The organism is Paenibacillus sp. FSL K6-1566, from assembly GCF_038050475.1.
In the GTDB taxonomy this organism is placed as follows: domain Bacteria; phylum Bacillota; class Bacilli; order Paenibacillales; family Paenibacillaceae; genus Paenibacillus_AQ; species Paenibacillus_AQ lactis.
Genome location: NZ_JBBOSR010000001.1, coordinates 1,780,022 through 1,800,746, shown reverse-complemented (window position 1 = coordinate 1,800,746; position 20,725 = coordinate 1,780,022). Strand labels below are relative to the sequence as shown.

At 54.3% G+C, this 20,725-nt stretch carries 15 protein-coding genes; all 15 read right to left on the bottom strand.

Annotated elements, in window-relative coordinates; genetic code table 11:
* Positions 1 to 2: 2 nt before the first annotated feature.
* Positions 3 to 2,672 (bottom strand): valine--tRNA ligase, encoded by a 2,670-nt coding sequence (locus NST08_RS07620; RefSeq protein ID WP_007130734.1) that lies wholly within the window; start codon positions 2,670 to 2,672, stop codon positions 3 to 5.
* Positions 2,673 to 3,295: 623 nt separating this feature from the next.
* The gene (locus NST08_RS07615) at positions 3,296 to 4,684 is read right to left on the bottom strand and encodes a LysM peptidoglycan-binding domain-containing protein (protein ID WP_028406584.1); all 1,389 of its coding nucleotides are present in this window, start codon (positions 4,682 to 4,684) and stop codon (positions 3,296 to 3,298) included.
* Positions 4,685 to 4,928: 244 nt separating this feature from the next.
* The gene (locus NST08_RS07610) at positions 4,929 to 5,834 is read right to left on the bottom strand and encodes an RluA family pseudouridine synthase (protein WP_028406585.1); all 906 of its coding nucleotides are present in this window, start codon (positions 5,832 to 5,834) and stop codon (positions 4,929 to 4,931) included.
* Positions 5,831 to 7,126 (bottom strand): glutamate-1-semialdehyde 2,1-aminomutase, encoded by a 1,296-nt coding sequence (gene hemL / locus NST08_RS07605; RefSeq protein WP_028406586.1) that lies wholly within the window; start codon positions 7,124 to 7,126, stop codon positions 5,831 to 5,833. Before hemL ends, NST08_RS07610 begins: the two co-directional genes overlap by 4 nt.
* A gap of 38 nt (positions 7,127 to 7,164) precedes the next feature.
* Positions 7,165 to 8,160 (bottom strand): porphobilinogen synthase, encoded by a 996-nt coding sequence (gene hemB, locus NST08_RS07600; protein ID WP_007130738.1) that lies wholly within the window; start codon positions 8,158 to 8,160, stop codon positions 7,165 to 7,167.
* Between the two features lie 125 nt (positions 8,161 to 8,285).
* Positions 8,286 to 9,842 (bottom strand): uroporphyrinogen-III C-methyltransferase, encoded by a 1,557-nt coding sequence (cobA, locus tag NST08_RS07595; protein ID WP_251537040.1) that lies wholly within the window; start codon positions 9,840 to 9,842, stop codon positions 8,286 to 8,288.
* Positions 9,843 to 9,846: 4 nt separating this feature from the next.
* Complete coding sequence (gene hemC, locus NST08_RS07590; protein ID WP_028406588.1) at positions 9,847 to 10,800, bottom strand: hydroxymethylbilane synthase; 954 nt, start codon at positions 10,798 to 10,800, stop codon at positions 9,847 to 9,849.
* Between the two features lie 2 nt (positions 10,801 to 10,802).
* Positions 10,803 to 11,462 (bottom strand): precorrin-2 dehydrogenase/sirohydrochlorin ferrochelatase family protein, encoded by a 660-nt coding sequence (locus tag NST08_RS07585; RefSeq protein ID WP_007130741.1) that lies wholly within the window; start codon positions 11,460 to 11,462, stop codon positions 10,803 to 10,805.
* 3 nt (positions 11,463 to 11,465) lie between these two features.
* Entirely contained in the window at positions 11,466 to 12,299 is an 834-nt protein-coding gene (ccsA, locus tag NST08_RS07580; RefSeq protein WP_007130742.1) for a cytochrome c biogenesis protein CcsA, read from the bottom strand.
* 18 nt (positions 12,300 to 12,317) lie between these two features.
* The gene (gene hemA / locus NST08_RS07575) at positions 12,318 to 13,721 is read right to left on the bottom strand and encodes a glutamyl-tRNA reductase (RefSeq protein WP_213617200.1); all 1,404 of its coding nucleotides are present in this window, start codon (positions 13,719 to 13,721) and stop codon (positions 12,318 to 12,320) included.
* Positions 13,722 to 14,025: 304 nt separating this feature from the next.
* On the bottom strand, positions 14,026 to 14,424 hold the full coding sequence (gene speD / locus NST08_RS07570; protein ID WP_007130744.1) for an adenosylmethionine decarboxylase: 399 nt from the start codon (positions 14,422 to 14,424) through the stop codon (positions 14,026 to 14,028).
* Between the two features lie 307 nt (positions 14,425 to 14,731).
* Positions 14,732 to 15,322 carry a hypothetical protein gene (locus NST08_RS07565; protein ID WP_007130745.1) on the bottom strand — a complete coding sequence of 197 codons (591 nt, stop codon included), beginning with the start codon at positions 15,320 to 15,322 and terminating at the stop codon, positions 14,732 to 14,734.
* Between the two features lie 213 nt (positions 15,323 to 15,535).
* On the bottom strand, positions 15,536 to 16,186 hold the full coding sequence (gene yihA / locus NST08_RS07560) for a ribosome biogenesis GTP-binding protein YihA/YsxC (RefSeq protein ID WP_007130746.1): 651 nt from the start codon (positions 16,184 to 16,186) through the stop codon (positions 15,536 to 15,538).
* Between the two features lie 19 nt (positions 16,187 to 16,205).
* On the bottom strand, positions 16,206 to 18,542 hold the full coding sequence (lon, locus tag NST08_RS07555; protein WP_213617198.1) for an endopeptidase La: 2,337 nt from the start codon (positions 18,540 to 18,542) through the stop codon (positions 16,206 to 16,208).
* A gap of 84 nt (positions 18,543 to 18,626) precedes the next feature.
* Complete coding sequence (gene lonB, locus NST08_RS07550) at positions 18,627 to 20,336, bottom strand: ATP-dependent protease LonB (protein WP_285852581.1); 1,710 nt, start codon at positions 20,334 to 20,336, stop codon at positions 18,627 to 18,629.
* Positions 20,337 to 20,725 lie beyond the last annotated feature (389 nt).

Genomic DNA, 20,725 nt, shown 5'->3' with positions numbered 1-20,725 from the left:
GTTTAGCCTCTCAATTCTTCAATACGCGCGATGACCTTGCTGCGTTTATCCGAATAATCTGCCAGCTTCGCGCGTTCTTCTTCAATGACTTTTTCAGGCGCCTTGGATACGAAGCCGGGGTTGTTCAGCTTCTTCTCCACCCGTTCGACCTCGCTGTTCAGATGCTGAATCTCCTTCTCCAGACGGGCGATCTCCTGCGCAATATCGATCAATCCCGCCAGCGGCAGGAATAATTCAACACCGGTAACAACCGCAGTCATGGCCTTCTCCGGCGTTGCCAGCCCGAGCGAGGACTGGTATTCCGACGTATTGCAGAATCGGCGGATATAATCGGCGTTGCGGTCGATAATGCCCGCGATCTGCTCGTTCACCGGCTTGAGCAGGAGCTCGACCTTTTTGCTCATCGGCACATTCACTTCGGCCCGGATGTTGCGGACCGCACGAATGACATCCATCAGCAGGTTCATTTCCGCAACCGACTCCGGATTCTCGAACGCCGGATCATAGACCGGCCAGGAAGCCAGCATCACGGTCTCGCCCTCATGCGGCAGATGCTGCCAGATTTCCTCCGAGATGAACGGCATGAACGGATGAATCAGGCGCATCGTGCGATCCAGCACGTAAGCAAGCACCGATTGCGTCTTTTTCTTGGCTGCCTGATCCTCGCCATAGAGGGACAGCTTCGCAAATTCAATATACCAATCGCACAGATCATCCCAGATGAAATTGTAGAGCAGTCGACCGGTTTCGCCAAATTCGTAGGCATCAATTAGACGCGTAATATCGCGGGAAGTTTCGTTGAGTCGATGCAGAATCCAGCGATCGGCGGTGCCGAGCTCCCCGGAAATATCAATATCGGCGGCGGTGAAGCCCTCCAGATTCATGAGCGCAAAGCGGGATGCGTTCCAAATTTTGTTCGCGAAGTTTCGTGCCTGCTCGACGCGCTCCCAGCGGAACCGCAGATCCTGCCCCGGTGTGCTGCCTGTCGAAATCATGTAACGCATCGCATCTGCGCCGTACTTCTCGATGACCTCAAGCGGATCGATGCCGTTGCCCAGCGATTTCGACATTTTGCGGCCTTCGCTGTCACGAACCAAGCCGTGGATCAACGTATCCTTAAACGGCATTTGCCCCGTAAATTCAAGCCCTTGGAAAATCATCCGCGATACCCAGAACGGAATGATGTCATATCCGGTTACGAGTACGCTGGTCGGATAGTAGCGCTTCAGGTCCTCGCTGTCCTCGTTCGGCCAGCCCATCGTCGAGAACGGCCATAATGCCGAGCTGAACCACGTATCCAGCACGTCCTCATCCTGTCTCAGATCATCCTTGCCGAGCTTCGCGCGCGCTTCTTCCTCGTTCATTGCGACAACGACTTCGCCGGTGGATTCGGAATACCAGGCCGGAATCCGATGCCCCCACCACAATTGCCGGGAAATGCACCAGTCGCGGACGTTCTCCATCCAGTGCAGATAGGTGCGCTCGAACCGTTCAGGAACGAAGTTTACCCCATTGCCGGACTTCTGTGCCTCGATTGCCGCTTCGGCGAGCGGCTGCATTTTAACAAACCATTGCGTTGACAAATAAGGCTCTACCACCGCACCGCTTCGCTCGCTGTGTCCAACCTGGTGAACATGGTCTTCGATCCGGATAAGAACGCCGGACTCCTTGAGATCATTGACGATTTGCTTGCGGCATTCACTGCGGTCCAGACCTTCATACCGACCGGCAAACTCGTTCATCGTTCCCGACTCGTCCATCACCGTAATTTGAGGCAAATTATGCCGCAGTCCCATCTCAAAATCGTTCGGATCATGCGCAGGCGTAATTTTCACGGCGCCGCTGCCGAATTCCTTCTCCACATACTCATCGGCAATGACCGGAATTTCACGCCCCACGATCGGCAGAACCAAAGTTTTGCCAATCATATCCTTATAGCGCTCATCCTCCGGATGAACGGCGACAGCCGTATCGCCAAGCATCGTCTCCGGACGGGTCGTCGCGACCGTGATGGAGCCGCTGCCGTCTTTGAGCGGATATTCCAGATGATACAGATGCCCGTTCACTTCTTTATATTCTACTTCAATATCGGACAGAGCGGTCCGGGCAGCCGGGTCCCAATTGATGATCCGCTTGCCGCGGTAAATCAGCCCTTTTTCATAAAGCTTGACGAACACCTGGCGAACCGCGTCCGACAGCCCTTCGTCCATCGTAAAGCGTTCTCTGGAGTAATCGAGGGACAGACCGATCTTCGACCATTGATCGCGAATGGTGCCAGCGTACAGCTCCTTCCACTCCCATACCTTCTCGAGGAATTTCTCGCGGCCGAGATCGTAGCGGGTAACGCCTTCCTCACGGAGCTTCTGCTCTACCTTCGCCTGCGTAGCAATTCCCGCATGGTCGGAGCCGGGGAGCCACAACGCATCGTAGCCCTGCATGCGTTTGAAGCGGATCAGGATATCTTGCAGCGTGAAATCAAGAGCATGGCCGATATGAAGCATTCCCGTCACGTTCGGAGGCGGGATTACGATCGTATAGGGCTTCGCGTCCGGACGCTTGCCCGCTTCGAAATAGCCGCCTTCCTTCCAATAAGGGTACCATTTTTGCTCCGCAGCCTTCGGGTCATACGTCGTCGGCATTTGCGTCTGAGATTGCGTTTGCTTTTCTTCCATATTTTCGTACCTCCGTCACTGTTAATCAGTTTTGCCATCCCAAAATGTTTTAGCCGCCCAAGCAGGGCGTTAATATCACATCGGCGGCGTGAAAACAAAAAAAGCCCTTCGTCCTCAAAGGACGAAAGACTGTTCTCTCGCGGTACCACCTTTGTTTCGCGCTTAGCAGCCGTCAGGAACTCCGTTCCTTACCGTGCTGTATCATTGAAGAGCTTGAAGCGCGACACTTTACGCAGATAACGGCTGCAGCCGGCGGGCTCTGACCGGCTTAGCATCATGGATGCTCCGGTTCAAGCACGCAACTCCCGGGCGACATTGGGCAAGCTGGTTCCTGCGGAATTTCACAGCGCCTATTACAGCAATTCCGCTCTCTGAAGGCCATATCTTCCTACTCTTCCCGTTCAACGTTGTTCACTTTAGAAATACCTGTACATATTCTATTCAAATATAACGCGGTTGTGCAATATAGTCAATATATCGAGTATTTCCGGCATTTTGCTGCTCCATACCTGCTTGCGCTCGGAAATGGCCGAAATAAAAAAAGAGCGTTCCCTTGCAAATGCCATGCAAGGGAACGCTCTGATGCAGCGCAGGCTTTGTCCTGCGATCGGGTTTTTGCAGATTTACTGAGGAATGTAAAGGACTTGCCCTTCCTCCACATTCTGCTCGGACATCCGATTGTACAGCAAGAGCTCGCGCGGCGAAAGCTGATACCTCTCCGCAATAATATCCAGCGTCTCTTCCCGCTGAACGATGCACATCCGCACCTTCCGGAACGGCGTTTCCTCCCTGCGGTTGCCCAGGAACAAGCTCTTCCATTCGACATCCTCGGTTGAGGCGGGCTCCGCCAATTCCTCGGCCTTCTCTTCCTCATCCAGGGCGGCAATCTCCTGGTCCTGCACAAGCCGGCTGGAATGCAGCAGTGAAGAAAATCCTACGCCTGAAGAAGCTGCAGCATCGCTGCCCTTCGTCGAAAATGCGACCTTCAGCTCCGGCTTGCCCGGATCGGACGGCTCCTCGGCCTTCAGGACAACTTCCGCCTCCTCTGCCGCGCTGTCAGCAGGCTCCGGCGCTTCGTACGTTTCCTGAACCCCTGCATCAACAGCTTGCAGGTCCGGCACAGCCTCCACGCCGTCCCCCTTGCGGTCGACTACGCCCGGAAACGCCGATGCCACTTCCTCTGCTTGCGCTTCAGGAGCAGGCTCTGGCTCCGCCTTGCGTTCAAATTGCCATACACTTGGAACCGAAGGCTCCGCTTCCTGGGCGGCAGGCTCCGGATCATTATGTAAGGCGTATTCTACCGTATCACGCGCATCGGCATCATCAGCTGCTGCCGCCATGCGGGTGTCCGAAACCGGCTCTTCTTCGCGGCGGATTTGATTCTCGTACTGGGCCCATGATGCCAAATACTGCTGCGTCCGCTCCTCCTGCTCCTGGATGCTGGCCCGGAAGTTGACAAAAGGCGCTGTTTCGCTTGGATGCGAGGCAGCAGCATCATTGCTCCCGGAAGGCTCCTCATTGGCTTGGAACGGCTCGTACCCCGCCTCTGCCGCCGGTTCTCCAGCCGTTTGCGTGCCGGACGGCTCGGGAGCATGTACCACCGTGAATTCCTCATTCGCCCAAGCCTGATCCCGGACTCCCGGGGCCGCTGCCTGAATGCCTCTGAGCGACAGAACGCCGGTGATGTTAAGACTACGCCTCGATAACAGATCAATATCGAAGTTTTCGATCTCGACCGCAATGTCATCCAGCGACGATACCCGGTTCATCGGGACGGTGATTTCGACCGGAATCCAGTGCTCCAGCGGCTCCGATTCTCCGGTCTCGGTATCGCCTTTATACACGCCCGCCAGAAGCAGATGCCCCCGGAGCGTAGCCTGATCCTGCTGACTGATGACTTGAATATGCGGGATCAGTTCCGCTTCCTCTAATTCTTCGATTCCCGGCAGCTCTTCCGCCAAATTAATACGCTCATAAATATCAAACCGCAATCCGTAGGACTGGTCAAACACGGGAATGTCCTCCTTTCGGCATATACTATCCGTGATCTGTCGTTCACGGCATGAGCCATTTTTTTGCCACTCAACTTATTTATATGCGGGAAAAAGGAGTGCATGACTTTTTTACGGATTGGGGCTGAATCTTGGTGCTGGATCCGACCGGCAGGCAGCCTTATCGGCAGCGCCCTCAAGGGTTGTCGACAGGTCTGCTTGCCCGCTAGAGCAACAGCTTTGTATACATGCCTTCATGCTCGATTCACTCGTGCGCGAATTGTCTCCGAAGCGCTGTTAAATCCTCCGGCCACGGCGCATGGATCTCCAGCTCTTCGCCGGTGAAGGGATGGGAAAAATGCAGTCTTTCCCCGTGAAGCGCCTGTCTGCCAAGGCGGATGGCGCGGCCCCCGTACATCGTATCCCCGAGCAGCGGATGCCCCATATGGCTCAAGTGAACCCGGATTTGATGCGTCCGCCCGGTTTCAAGGCTTACATGCAGCAAGCTCGTGCCCGGGTAGATCTCCGATGAAATAATATGGGTAATGGCCGGCTGCCCGGTCAGCGAAACCCGGCGGCGGCCCGAATGATGGCGATCCTTCCCGATCGGCAGGTCGATGGTTTTCAAGTCATCCCCTACCCGGCCTTGAACGATGGCGGCATAGATGCGGACGATCTCCTTCTTCCGCATCGCTTCATCCAGCTTGAGCTGGGCGTATTCATTCTTGGCGTACAATACCGGCCCCGTCGTATCCTTATCCAGCCTGTGGATATGCCGGACGGCCGCGCGGATTCCAGCCGTTTCATAATAAGCCGCAACCGCGTGATTGAGCGTGATCTCCCGGCTGGCAGGGTCTGCGGGATGAACGGACATCCCCGCAGGCTTGTTCACGACGAGGCAAAATTCATCCTCGTACAGCACGTCAAGCTCATGCCACCTTGGCTCGATCCCATATTCCCGGTAAGGAAAAAGGACCAGCGACAGCCGGTCCCCTCTCCATCGTATTCCCTGTTCCTGACGGAGCTTGCGATACAGCTTCTCGGGCATCCCCACGGTATCCAGCAGCCACCGGCCGGCGGCTTCCTCCCGGTCCGCTTGTCCGGTCAGTGCTTTGCCCGGCGTCATTTCAAGCCATTCGCCCCGCCGGACCCAGCTTCCCTGATAGCTCATAAGCTCTTGAAGGCGTTATAGTTCGCCTCGATCGTTGCGTCGATATCCTCCGTCGTGTGCGCCGCGGATATGAACATGCCCTCGAACTGGGACGGCGGCACGCTGACGCCCTCCTGCACCATTGCGGCAAAATAACGGTTGAACCGCGCCAAATCGCTTGTTTTGGCGGTGTCGAAGTTAACGACCGGCACATCGGTAAAGAACGGGCAAACCATGGAGCCGATCCGGTTAATCGTGAGCGGAATGCCGAATTCCTTCGCATTGCGTTCAAAGCCGGCCTGCAGGCGCGCACCGCGCTCCTCCAGCTGATCATAGACCGCAGGCGTGAGCAGCTTCAGCGTCGTATAGCCTGCCGCCATCGCCAGCGGATTTCCGCTGAGCGTTCCCGCCTGATAGATCGGACCCGCCGGTGCAATTTGCTCCATCAGCTCCCGCTTGCCGCCATAAGCGCCAACCGGCAGGCCGCCGCCGATCACTTTGCCGAGGCAGGTCAAATCCGGCGTAACGCCATAACGACCCTGCGCACAGTTCAGGCCGACACGGAATCCGGTCATGACTTCGTCAAAAATAAGCAGGCTGCCATAATCGGCCGTCACCTTGCGGAGGCCCGCAAGGAAACCTTCCTGCGGCGGCACGACGCCCATATTGCCGGCAACCGGCTCTACAATGACGGCGGCAATCTCTTCGCCGAACCGTTCAAAGGCAAGCTGAACGGATTCCAAATCATTATACGGCACCGCAATGGTATTGGAAGCTACGCTTTCCGGAACGCCCGGGCTGTCAGGCAGGCCGAGCGTGGCGATACCTGAACCGGCTTTGATAAGAAGGCTGTCCGCATGACCGTGATAGGAGCCTTCGAATTTGATGATCTTACTGCGGCCGGTAACGCCTCTGGCAAGACGGATCGCGCTCATCGTCGCTTCCGTGCCGGAGTTCACCATGCGCACCACCTCGATGGACGGCACGCGCTCACAGACCAGCTTGGCCATCTCCGTCTCCAGAAGCGTCGGAGCACCGAAGCTGGTCCCTTTCTTCGCAGTCTCTTGGAGAGCTTCGACCACTTCCGGATGCGCATGTCCCATAATCAGCGGGCCCCAGGATCCGACATAATCGATAAAGCTGTTGCCATCGATATCATAAACGCGGCTTCCTTCCCCGCGCTCGATATAGATCGGCGTCAGTCCCACCGACTTGAACGCGCGGACAGGGCTGTTAACACCGCCGGGAATATACTTCTTGGCTTCCTCAAAGGCAGAGCGCGACAATTCTTCTTTTCTCAAACCTTGGCTCATATTAGCAACTCCTAACTGTATAATCGTATCGTTACGGGTTAGCGCATCCAGCGTGCCGCATCCTTGGAGAAATACGTAATGATAATATCGGCGCCGGCGCGTTTCATTCCGGTCAGCAGCTCCATAACGATCGCCTTCTCACTGATCCAGCCTTGCTGGGCGGCGGCTTTGATCATCGAATATTCCCCGCTGACATTGTAAGCCACGATCGGCAAGTCGAACTGATCCCTAAGCAATCTTACAACGTCCAGATAGGCCATCGCCGGCTTCACCATCAGCATGTCCGCACCTTCCAGCACGTCGGATTCCGCCTCGCGCAGCGCTTCCCTCACGTTCGCCGGGTCCATCTGGTACGTTTTCCGGTCGCCGAACTGCGGCGCGGAGTCGGCCGCCTCCCGGAACGGGCCGTAGAACGCCGACGCATATTTAACCGAATACGACATGATCGGCACGTTCTGGAAACCGGCATCGTCAAGACCCGAACGGATAGCCTGTACGAAACCGTCCATCATATTGGACGGCGCGATAATATCCGCGCCCGCCTTGGCTTGGGATACGGCGGTACGGACGAGCAGCTCCAGGGATTCGTCGTTCAGGACGTCGCCGCACACATGGCCGTCACGCTCATACGTATGGACCATGCCGCAGTGCCCGTGATCCGTAAATTCGCACAGGCAGGTATCCGCAATGACGAGAAGATCCGGGTACCAGGATTTAATAAGCCGGGTTGCTTCCTGAACGATTCCGTCGTCGGCAAACCCCGAGGTGCCGATACTGTCCTTCGTCTCCGGTATCCCGAACAGCAGCACAGCAGGAATGCCCAGCTGAACGATCTCATCCACTTCGTCCTTCAACGTATCGAGCGAAAAATGAAAGACGCCAGGCATCGACGAAATTTCGGATTTCACGCCGCTGCCGTAGGTAACGAAGATCGGCTGCACCAAATCCTCGGGATGCAGCACGGTCTCGCGGACCATGCTGCGGATGCCGGCATTTTGACGCAGCCGGCGGTGGCGTACGATTGGAAAACTCATAGCTGTGACAACCTTTCTTTTTTAGAGGTTGTTCAAAAAGTCGTCTTTGAAAACCCGACTTTTTGAACTCGCAATTTTAGGAGATTACAAGCGATATATGGAAATTAAACAAATGAATGATAGCCCTATCGCGTGCGAGGATCGTCTTCCTGCTGATTCCAGCTGCAGAGTGCCTCCACCAGACTGTCGATGGTTGCCTCCTCCGCCATCATCGTAACGTCCAGTCCGGCCTCGGCCGCGGTTTGGGCCGTGAGGGGACCGATGCAAGCGATGGCTGAGCCTTTCAGCAGCTCAACAGGGTTCTCGGCCCCCATCCGCTCAAGCACCTTCAGCAGGTTCGTAATGGTTGAGGAGCTCGTAAACGTAACGGCATGAATTCCGCCTTCGGCAAACAGCTTCATCAGCTCCTCGTCATCCTCCCCGCACAATACGTTCTCGTACATGGTTGCTTCCGTAACGGACAGCCCCATTTCGGTCAGCTTCTCTGGCAGCCATGAACGGCCCAGATTCCCTCGGGGAAGCAGCACGTTCTGGCCGGCAGCAAGCTCGGGGCCATAGGCATCGATCAAGCCTTCAGCCTGAAACCGCTCCTTCAGCACCTCGGGCGCTATGCCGTAATCGCGAAGCGCTTCGGCCGTAGCCGGGCCGACTGCAACGATCCGTGCACCGGCTAGCGAGCGGATGTCCCGCCCGTATTCTTTTAAATGACGGAAGAAGAATTCCACCCCATTGGTGCTCGTGAAGAAGACCCAATCATAGGTCGGAAGCTTGTCCAGCGCATACCGCAGGCCGGCAACAGCCTCATCCGATGTCGGCGCGATCGTTTCGATGACGGGAAATTCATAGGGTTCTCCGCCAAGGTCCTCGATTTTCGATACAAGCGAGCTGGCCTGGCTCCGGGTTCTCGTTACGAGAATTCGCTTGCCGAATAAGGGCAGCTTCTCGGCCCACTTCAGCCGCTCCCGCTGCAGGACGACATCCCCAACGACAATAACGGCAGGCGGCTGGAAGTCGGCCGCTTGGACCTTCTCCTCAATGTCGGCCAGCGTGCCGGTCAGCGTATCCTGCTCGGCGCGGGTTCCCCATCTTACCAGAGCTACGGGGGTTGCCGGAGACCGGCCATGCTTGATCAATTGACGGCTGATGTAGCCGATCTTTGCCACTCCCATCATGAAGATCAACGTCCCGGTTGCGTTGGTCACTTTATCCCATTGAATCATTCGATCGAGCTTCTCCGGACTCTCATGACCGGTCACGATGGACAAGGAAGAGGCATGCTCGCGATGGGTGACCGGTATGCCCGCGTAGGCCGGCACGCTGATCGCCGACGTGATTCCCGGCACGATCTCATATGAAATGCCGTTTTGCCTAAGCAGCTCCGCTTCCTCCCCGACCCTCCCGAATATGGTCGGGTCGCCGCCTTTCAAACGAACGACCACCTTGCCTTCCAGCGCCAAATCAACGAGCAGCTGGTTGATCTCCTCCTGCTTCATCGTATGCCGGTCGGGCAGCTTGCCGACGTACACCTTCTCGACGCCCGGCTTTGCCCACTTAAGCAGCCTTGGGCTCGCAAGCCGGTCATATACAATGGCATCGGCTTTCTCTATACATTCCTTGCCTTTAATTGTAATCAGGCGCGCGTCGCCAGGACCCGCTCCTACGAGATAAACCTTACCTGCCATCCCCTCATCCCCTAACTTGTGCCAGAATCTTCTCTGCTCCCTTAGCCTTCAACTTCTCGGCCACTTCGATTCCGAGCGATTCAGGATCGGTTCCCTCGGCGGTTTCTTTAAGGATGATTTCGCCGTCCGGGGAACCTACCATACCTGTTAATTGTATAATGTTTTGAGCTCCGCGGGAATCTCCTGAATCCTCCTTGATGACAGCATACGCTCCGATCGGTACTTGGCAGCCCCCGTTCAGCTCGCTCAGGAACCTGCGTTCTGCCGATACGGTCCGTGCTGTCACCTCATCGTTGTAGAGGGATAGCAGATGCAGAAGCTCCGTATCGTTCTCGCGGCATTCGATTCCGAGCGCGCCTTGTCCCACGGCCGGCAAGCTGATATCGATTGGCAGATAGGACGTAATCCGATCCTCCCAGCCCATCCGCTGAAGACCTGCCGTTGCGAGAATAATAGCCTGGAATTCCCCGCTCTCCAGCTTCCGGATCCGGGAGTCGATATTGCCGCGGATCCAGTCAATCTTCAGATCCGGCCGGTACGCCTTCAGCTGGCTGGAGCGGCGCAGACTGCTTGTCCCCACCTTCGCCCCTTGCGGAAGATCATCCAATGTCGAGCCTTCCATGGAAATGAGGCAGTCGCGGGGATCCTTCCGCTTAGGAACGGCACCGGACACCAGGCCTTCCGGAAGAACGGACGGCATATCCTTCATGCTGTGCACCGCCATATCGATTTCCCCGTCCAGCATGGCTTGCTCGATTTCCTTTACGAACAGTCCTTTCCCGCCAACTTTGGACAGGGTGACATCGACAATGCGATCGCCTTTCGTGACGATTTTCTTGACGGTAAACTCGTACTCTAATCCATGTTCCTTCGCTAACCGCTTCAAATCATCGATAACTTGTCCTGTTTGTGTAAGTGCAAGAGCACTCTGCCTGCTGCCAACCACGATCGTGCGCATATTCATTCCTCCTGATTGTTCTCAATCCATAGCTTGATTTTATCCGTATTCCAGGACGCATAACCTTCGCGGCGAATATCGCCGAGAATATCCAATCGGTATAATCGGTCCAACAGCCGTTTGCGCGCCTCAGCAGATGCCGCTTGTGCCTTAATCGCCGAGCGCATGCTGTATAATATATCGAGATATTCCTCGTATTCCTGGCCGAACTGCTCTTCGAGCTGCTGCCGAATTCGCACGGCCGCAGCGGGCCCTGCCCCGGACGTAGCTACCGCTAAGGTCAATCTTCCCCGGCGCATGACCGCCGGGCTGATGAACGAGCCCGCCTCTCCGTCGCTGGCCACGTTCACCCATATTCCAAGCCGGTCGGCCTCCAGTGCGATCGTTTTATTCAGCGTATCATCGTCCGTTGCGGCGTAAACCAGGAAAGCTCCTTGCAGGTCCCCCGGCTCATAGACCCTGCTGGTCCATTGCACGGCTCCTTCATCTGCCAGCCTGCGAAGCAGGCCGCTCTTTAATTCGGGGCTTACAATATGTACGCTTGCTCCGGCATCCAGAAGCGCCGCGGCCTTCCGTTCAGCCACGGCACCGCCGCCGACCAGCAAGCATAAACGCCCGTCGCATTTCAGCATCACGGGCACATACTTAGAATCATTCATCATCCGTCACACTCCTGACCAGCTGTGAAAACCGGACCACGTATTCAGATAAAAGTTCAATATAATGAATCCGTACCCGATCAGCGCCCAAACCGCGGCCTCCATGCCGGAGCGTTTCAGCAGGCTGCGTTTCAGGAAATAAACAATATACATGCTGAGCGCAAGGAGCGTAGACAGCACCTTAATATCCAGGAGCAGCTGCCATCGCCCTGCCATGGCAACCGACATGATTGCCACGATCAAGGACAGCACCAAAATCGCCGTTCCCGTCATCAACGCTTTATAAGCGTAAATGTCCAGCTTCTCCAAGCTGGGCAATCTTCGTACCGTATCATTCCAGTGTTTATGCTTAAGCTTTCGGTGCAGAAACATATAGATTGCGGCAAAAACAGCCCCTACCGTCAGTGCGGCAAAGCTTATGCTCGCCAGCGCGATGTGAATCAGCAGGAGCCGATGCTCAGTCTCCCAGCTGTATAGGGCGTTATCTCCTCCGGCTTTGAACCAAAGCTGGTTGACCAGCATGACGCAGAAGCCGACAAGGTTGATCAGCAGCACCGCATACTCGGATCGCTTTAAATACGTTAGTGCCATCGATGTTATCGTGATGCAGAACGTAAGGAGGAGCAAGAAATCAAACAACGTAAACACGGGGAGATGAAAATGCCCGCCCTCCATCGCTCTGATCCCGATTCCCCCAAGCTGAAGCAGCGCCGTTATGCCAAGAAGCCCTGTGCCTATCCGCTTCGCCACCGAATTGCGCGATACGCAATCCGAGATAAAAAACAGAAGGCTCAGGGCATAGATACAAATGCCGGTATTATAAATAAGGTTTAGCAGCATGGAATGAATTCACCCGCCTCATAGGGTGGCTGGGGCAAGAGATACCTTTATGGGCTTCTCCTCTGCCTGCCGATCGGCAGCGCTCGATATCGCTTCAGCTTTGGTTGCTGCTTTGTCCTTGGTGTGGCTGCGGGTCCCCTGCTCTTTTTCATGAATCAGGCTTTCCAGCGCGAAAATTTGAGTGAAATAGTCGAGCGCTTCATTGCCGTGCTTACCGCCGGTCATTTCTTTAATCCGATTGATCGGGTCATGCATCATTTGGTTAACGATGCTCTTCGTCAATCGGCGAATAACCTTGCGCTGACGTTCGTCCAATTCCGGAAGCTTATTAAATAAGCTTTCAAGCGTCTCTTCGTGGATGGTATTGGATTTCTCCTGCAGAGCGCGAATCGCCGGTCTGACGCCAAGCGTCTTCAGCCAAGTGTGGAATGCGTCCATCTCCGCCTGAATCATAACCTCGATCTTAGCGGCCTCGACGCGGCGCATTTCCATATTCGTCTCAACAATACCTTCCAAATCATCAATGTCATACAAAAATACATTCGACAGCTCGCCGACAGCCGGATCAATATCCCGCGGAACGGCAATATCAATCATGAACAGCGGCCGCGACTGGCGCTTCTTCATGCTCTCCCTTACCCGGTCGGCATTCAGCACGTATTCATTCGAGCCCGTCGAGCTGATAATGATGTCTACGTCATAAAGAAGCCCCATGCCTTCTTCCATCGTGCAGGGCGTGCCCTCGAACTTGCTCGCAAGCTCCTTGGCGCGGCCCAGCGTCCGGTTAGCCACAATTACCTCTGCGGCGCCGTTGGCATAAAGATGCTTGACGGTAAGCTCGCTCATCTTGCCTGCGCCGAGAATCATAACCTTCTTATCGTTGAATGTGCCGAAAATCCGTTTGCCAAGCTCTACCGCCGCATAGCTGACCGACACGGCGCTCTCGCCGATCGAGGTTTCCGAGTGGGCGCGTTTTCCGAGCGTTACCGCCTGCTTGAACAGCATATTGAACCAGGTTCCGGTAGCATGATGCTGCTGGGATGTTAAAAAGGCATTGCGAACCTGTCCCAGGATCTGCGTCTCTCCGATCACCATGGAATCCAGGCCGCAGGTGACCTTGAACAGATGGGAAATGGCCTGTTCATCTTCATATATATATAGATGCTGTGTAAATTCCTCACGGTTAATGCCGAACCACTGCTCCATAAAACTGCGGATAAAGTAGCCGCACATATGAAGGCGATCTACCACAACATAAATCTCAGTACGGTTGCAGGTAGCGACAATGACGCCCTCCAATACGCTCTTGGTTGATTTCAGCTCCCGCAGCGCCTCCGGCAATTCAGCTTCCGAAAACGTAAAGCGTTCCCTGACCTCCACGGGCGCCGTGCGATAATTCAACCCAACAACGACGATGTGCATTGCATGTTCACCTGCCTATTTCTCCGATAGTATGACCGCGATCAAGCGGTCTGCCCTGACCTTGTTCATTATATCACAGTCAGCCAAATCCCCTTGTCTATTTTATGAAATGTTTATGAAATCCCCATGTTTCGTTATATTCTGTTCATGGGGACTCCCCTCATTTCCTGTTTACCTACACCTTACTATTGTGGATATTGAGCACTGGAGATATACGTATGATTTTCCTTGAAAAGGTCGTCTCAAAATAAATAACCATGGAGGACTCCATGGTTATAGGTATACACAATTTGTAGTTGGCCTGTTAAACGAGTTCGGCCAGTTTCATCTCGGGCGTCTCGACCTTCATTTCTCCAAGTCCGCGCACGAGTTTCTTAGCATAGCATTTTTCAGGTTTCAGTACGGATACCAGGTAGTCAATAGCCAATTGCGGATCTACCGTCTCCCCGCAGGTGTAACAGTCAATCGCAGCAAAACCTCTCTCAGGGTATGTGTGAATCGAGAGATGGCTTTCCGACAGCAATACAAGCACCGTGGCTCCTTGTGGCTCGAACTGCTTGGATTGGACGGACAATACCGTTGCTCCACATGCTTCAGCGGCTTCGACCATCTGAGCTTGTAAAAATTCTGCACTGTTCAATAGTTCAAAATCGACTCCCCAAGTATCAACAGCAACGTGTCTTCCGAAAGTTGAGTATTCCATCTTCCGGTTTCCCCCTTCCTAGGAATAAAATGTTTGAAAATTTCATCCGCTAGGACCTACGTCATTCACTTCCCGAGGGAATAATCTCTCGCAACATTACATGTCCTGAGTGAATCCTGGTTCCTATATTCTTTTCAACGAGATTAAAAATAACATCTATGACAGCGAAATGCAACACCTTTTTCAAAAATAACCTAATAAATAATTTTACAGCTCAATATATGTGCCAAATTCCGAAGCTGTGACTAAGATTACTCCCCTTCCGCAAATAAAAAAGCCGCCCATTTATGGGCAGCCTAACCTAGTCTTATGCTTCGAGAACGAATAGCCGCTGATTGTAGCTCCGGAGCTGTTCATCGATCGATTGGATCTTAGACATGTCATTGCCTGCCGCAATCCGCTGGTCCAGAAGAAGATTAATATTCCGCTGAATGGATTCGATCTCTTTCTCAGCTTCCTTGCTGTTAAACAGGCGCAGCAGCTCTCCGGCCGTATTCTTGTACTCGTATATGACGATACTCTCGTTCCCGGTCATCTGGGTGATTCGGTGAACCGTTCCGACGTGGTAATCATAGCTCATTGTAAAGCCGCGATAGATCCGATTTACCTTCCCCGACCCCTTAAAAGCCGTAAACAGCTTACGTACGGCATCGGCCAGATGGGGAGTTACCAATCGGCACGACAGCTCACAGACGTACAGGCCATTCTTGCGTTCAAAGGGCAAATGAACTTCTTCCCCGCTTTCATCTTCAAGCACGAACTCATGCTCTCCGCCGTCCATCACTTTCACTCGGCTGCTCACCCGGAAAGCGTGGGTCCCTTGCAGAAATCGATCCATTTGAACATCCGTCATTTGCATTGTGGCATTAACATATTCTGTGGCTAACCGCTGAGCCATAAAAATCCCTCAATTCTTTTAACTTACTCCCATTATACTGTACATCCCAGCGGTCTTTCCTGTCGTCCGAACGAGATTATTCATCATATTTCATAAAAAAACGGTTTTAGCCGGAATCAGACTGAGATTTCCCTCAACATGCTCACTTTCCTGTCAAGAATACACCGATTCCCTCTATTACTCAAAAAATCAGGCAAATCCGCTCGATTACGCTTATTCGTCTTCTTCGACGGCTGCATCCCGGAAATCGCCGTTGTCCCCTTCGCCGTTTTCTTGACGGTATCCGATATGTGATTCGATGATTTCCCATAGCTCCTCTTTACCAAGCCCTAACTCCGAAGAGAACATGACGAATGAATGATGAGGCTGAAAGCCAAGCGTTTCCTTTACAATCTTGACGTGTTTCTGTCTGCGCGTCTTCGGGATTTTGTCCGCTTTGGTCGCGACGACGCACACCGGTCGGTCGTAATGCTGCAGCCACTCATACATGCTGACATCGTCCTTTGTAGGCGGGTGGCGCATATCGACCACCAGCAGAACGAGCTTCAGCTCATCCCGGCTGAGCAAATATTTCTCGACCATCTCGCCGAACGCCGCGCGCTGGCTTTTGGATACCTTGGCGTATCCGTACCCCGGAAAGTCGACCAAATACAAATCCTCGTTGACCCGGTAATAATTGAGCTGCTGCGTCTTGCCTGGCGTTGCGCTCGTACGGGCCAAGTTCTTTCTCGATATCATACGGTTGATCAGTGAGGACTTGCCCACATTGGAACGCCCTGCCAGAGCAATTTCCGGCAAGGCGTCTTCAGGATATTGAGCAGGACCGACCGCACTGATGACGAATTCGGCTTTTGTTACTTTCATGATTTTTAAAGGTTCCTCTCTAATGCACTCCCGCCTGCTCTACGAGCGCATGCTCGAGAACTTGGTCCATGTGGGATACCGGAACGAATTCGACGTCATTCTTGACACTGTCCGGAATGTCGCGCAAATCCCTCTCGTTATCTTTCGGGAGCAATATTTTTTTGTAGCCGGCCCTATGAGCGGCCAAGGACTTCTCCTTAAGCCCTCCGATCGGCAGCACGCGTCCGCGGAGTGTTATCTCGCCGGTCATCGCCACGTCACGGGCAACATGGCGCTTCGTTAAGGATGAAATAAGGGCCGTAGCAATCGTGATGCCTGCAGACGGACCATCCTTCGGAATGGCTCCTTCGGGGATATGGATGTGGACATCCAGCTTCTCGTGGAAATCCGGGTCGATGCCGAGCTCTGCGGCCTTCGAACGGGTAAAGCTGAAAGCTGCCTGAGCCGACTCCTTCATTACATCTCCCAGCTTGCCCGTTAGCGTCAGCTTGCCGGTTCCGGGAACGACGGTAACCTCAATGGTCAGCGTCTCGCCGCCAACCTCGGTCCACGCAAGACCGGTTACGGTTCCGACTTGGTCCTCCAGCTCGGCCATACCGTAGCGGAACTTCGGAATGCCGAGATAATCCTTAATATCGTCCGCACCGATCACAATGGAATCGGATTCGTTCGTAACAATCCGCTTCGCGGCCTTCCGGCACAGAGCCGCCACCTGCTGCTCCAGGTTCCGGACGCCGGACTCCCGCGTATATTCACGGATCACCTTCAGGAGCGCCCCTTCGTCTACCTTGAGCTGCTCGGGCTCAAGCCCGTGCTCGCTCTTCTGCTTCGGCAGCAGATAGCGGTTCGCAATCTGGAGCTTCTCGATTTCCGTGTAACCCGGAATATAGAGAACCTCCATCCGATCGAGCAGCGGTCTTGGAATGTTATGAAGAGCGTTGGCTGTCGTCACGAACATGACCTGGGATAAATCAAACGGAATTTCGATAAAGTGATCGCTGAACGTATTGTTCTGTTCCGGATCGAGCACCTCCAGCAGCGCCGAAGACGGGTCGCCGCGGAAATCCGAAGCCATTTTATCGATTTCGTCGAGCAAGAATACCGGATTTAAAGAGCCTGCGGTCTTCATGCCTTGAATGATTCGGCCGGGCATGGCCCCGACATAAGTCCGGCGATGTCCCCTAATTTCGGCTTCATCCCGCACGCCGCCGAGGGAAATGCGGACGAATTTGCGCTCCAGGGAGCGGGCGATGGAACGGGCCAGCGACGTTTTGCCGACGCCCGGCGGTCCGACCAAGCACAGAATCGGCCCCTTCATCTTCTTTACGAGCTTCTGCACGGCCAAATATTCCAGCACGCGCTCTTTCGGCTTCTCCAGCCCGTAGTGATCCTCATCCAGGACCTGCTCGGCTTTTGCGATGTCGAGATCGTCTTCGGTCTTGTTCGTCCACGGCAAGGCAAGCAGCCAATCGACGTAATTCCGGATGACGCCGCCTTCTGCCGAACTGGCCGGCATCTTCTCGAGGCGGTCGATTTCCTTCTCGACTTTCTCGTGGACGCGTTCCGGAAGCTGAAGCTCTTGCAGCTGACTGCGCAGCTCCTCGACTTCCCCAGCACGGCCTTCCTTATCGCCAAGCTCTTTCTGGATGGCCTTCATCTGCTCGCGCAGATAGTATTCCTTCTGGGTCTTCTCCATCTGCTTCTTAACCCGCTGGTTGATCTTTCGCTCCAGCTCCAGCACTTCGCGCTCGTTGTTTAAAATATCCAGCAGCTTTTCCAGCCGTTTGCGGACGTCGATCGTCTCAAGGATCTCCTGTTTATCCTTGATCTTTAACGATAAGTGGCTTGTAATGACATCCGCCAGACGCCCCGGCTCATCGATATCGGAGACGGCCGCAAGCGTCTCGGGCGTAACTTTCTTGGACAAATTGATATAATTCTCAAACTGTGACAGCACCGTCCGCATCAAAGCGGATACTTCAGGGTCATTGTTCTCTTCCTCTGGAAGCTCGCGCGCGATGACCTCGTAGTAATCCGCTTGATCCGTATATTGAATAATTTCCGCCCGTTCCATACCTTCCACAAGCACGCGTATGGTACCGTTTGGAAGCTTAAGCATCTGGCGTACATTCGCAACGGTTCCAATTCGAAAAATATCCTCTTGCGTCGGTTCTTCAATGTTCACTTCCGATTGAGAACACAGGAGAATCAAATTGTCTTCAACCATCGCCTTTTCTAAAGCCTTTACGGATTTCTCCCGGCCTACATCCAAATGAAGCACCATACTGGGGTAGACAAGAAGACCTCTTAAAGGCAATAAAGGAAAACGACGACCTTTGGTTTTACTTGGTCCCATCGCTTTCGCACCTCCAATGGCTCTCAATGTTGACACTATTCCTATTTTATCAAATCTGCGTATAAAAAACCAACAACGGGAAACTTAAACGCCGCCGGCATCGGTCATTTTGCCATTGCGTGGTGGCGTGGCCTGCAGAAGCGATGCCGAGGAGGCCGGATAGATGTCGGTGTTCGGAAGCTCCACGATGTCCGCCGCCAGCGAGCCGCCGAATACTTGGCGGAACACCTCGTCGACCGTTTCGACCGGAATGACCCGCAAGCCGCCGCTCAGATCCTGGAATAACGATTGCCAGTTATCCTTCGGGATGATGACACGGGTTGCTCCGGCCTGGAACGCTGCCTCCACTTTGGCAATCACCCCGCCGATCGGCTTCACTTTGCCGTGAATGCTCATCTCACCGGTCATCGCAATTTTATTATCGACCTCAATTCCCTTAATCGCCGATACGATCGCCGTTGCCATAGCAATACCGGCGGACGGGCCGTCAATCGGGGTTCCCCCCGGGAAATTGATATGGAGATTATAATCCTTCGGCGAGAAGCCCATCGCTTCCAGCACGGTCAGGACATTCTCAATCGATCCCTTGGCCATGCTCTTGCGCCGCAGCTTGCGCGATCCCCCGCCAAGCTCTTCTTCATCCACGACACCGGTAATATTGTAGGTGCCCTGTCCCTTCTCGACCGGCACCGCTGACACTTCAATCTCGAGCAGCGCCCCCATATTCGGACCGTATACGGCCAGCCCGTTGACAACGCCGATCTGCGGCTTCTCCGGCACCTTGCGGTCCGGGCGGGGCTGCAGCTGACTGCTACTCGCTACCCACTCTACATCCGAGGCGCGGATGGAGTCTCTTTTTTCCGTTAATGCAAGCCCTGCGGCGAGTTGAATCATATTGACGGCCTCGCGTCCATTGGAGCAGTACTGCTTCACGACGTCCACCGCTTCCGGCGCTGCGCCAAGGCCTATCTTCTGAATGGCATCCTCCGCGATTTTACCGATCTCCTCGGGGAGCAGCGGACGGAAGAAGATCTCCATGCAGCGTGAACGAAGAGCGGGCGCAACTTCTTCCGGGGAGCGCGTGGTCGCGCCAACCAAGCGGAAATCGGCTGGAAGTCCGTTTTGAAAAATATCGTGAATATAGGCTGGCGTATTGGCATCCTCTGAATTATAATATGCACTTTCAAGCAGGACCTTGCGGTCCTCCAGTACTTTTAGCAGCTTATTCATCTGAATCGGGTGCAATTCGCCGATTTCGTCAATGAACAGAATGCCGCCGTGCGCTTTCGTCACTGCGCCCGGCTTCGGCTGCGGAATGCCGGCTACGCCCATCGCACCGGCCCCCTGATAGATCGGATCGTGCACCGACCCGATGAGCGGATCGGCAATACCACGCTCGTCAAAACGGGCGGTGGTCGCATCGATCTCCGTAAACTTTGCATCGTATTTAAACGGCGATTGCGGATTCTTCTTCGCTTCCTCCATCACCACGCGCGCTGCCGCCGTCTTGCCCACCCCAGGCGGGCCATAGATAATGACGTGCTGCGGATTGGCGCTGCACAGGGCGGCCTTCAAGGCCCGCAGTCCGTCCTTTTGTCCGACGATGTCGTCCATGGTCTGAGGTCTCGTCTTCTCCGCGAGCGGCTTCGTCAACGATACCGACCGGAGCTTGCGCAGCTTATCGAGCTCCTTGCGCGATTCCCGGTCCACTGCGGTCTTGCTGGTCTTCTGCCCACGCAATAAGTTCCAAAAATAAATGCCGATGATGACTGCAAAAAACAGCTGCACCAGCATAATCACGATACTCAGATTCACAAGTCATTCCTCCTGTTTCTCCATTATGTCAAGATCCAACGTTAATACTTGGTAGTATTGCCGATTCGTTTGCAGGTAAAACGCCAATGCGGGAACAATTTGTAAAGGGGCTTTTTCACAACAAGTCCCTTAAAAGACATCTTCACAGCCAGTTGAACCTTTGTGAGCTTAATCAGCACTCCGCATGCGGATTGTTCTTACGATCTCTGTTGTCCTCGGATTTCTTTGAATTCTATGTTCCTATTGATGAAATCCGAGGGCAAGGAGAACGCTTCGCTTCTTCTGAACAATTCCACCTGCTCCGTTGAAGCTTTCCTGGCGGGCAAGGCAAATCCCTTTTGGGGATTTGCTTGCTCCTTTGGAGCCCA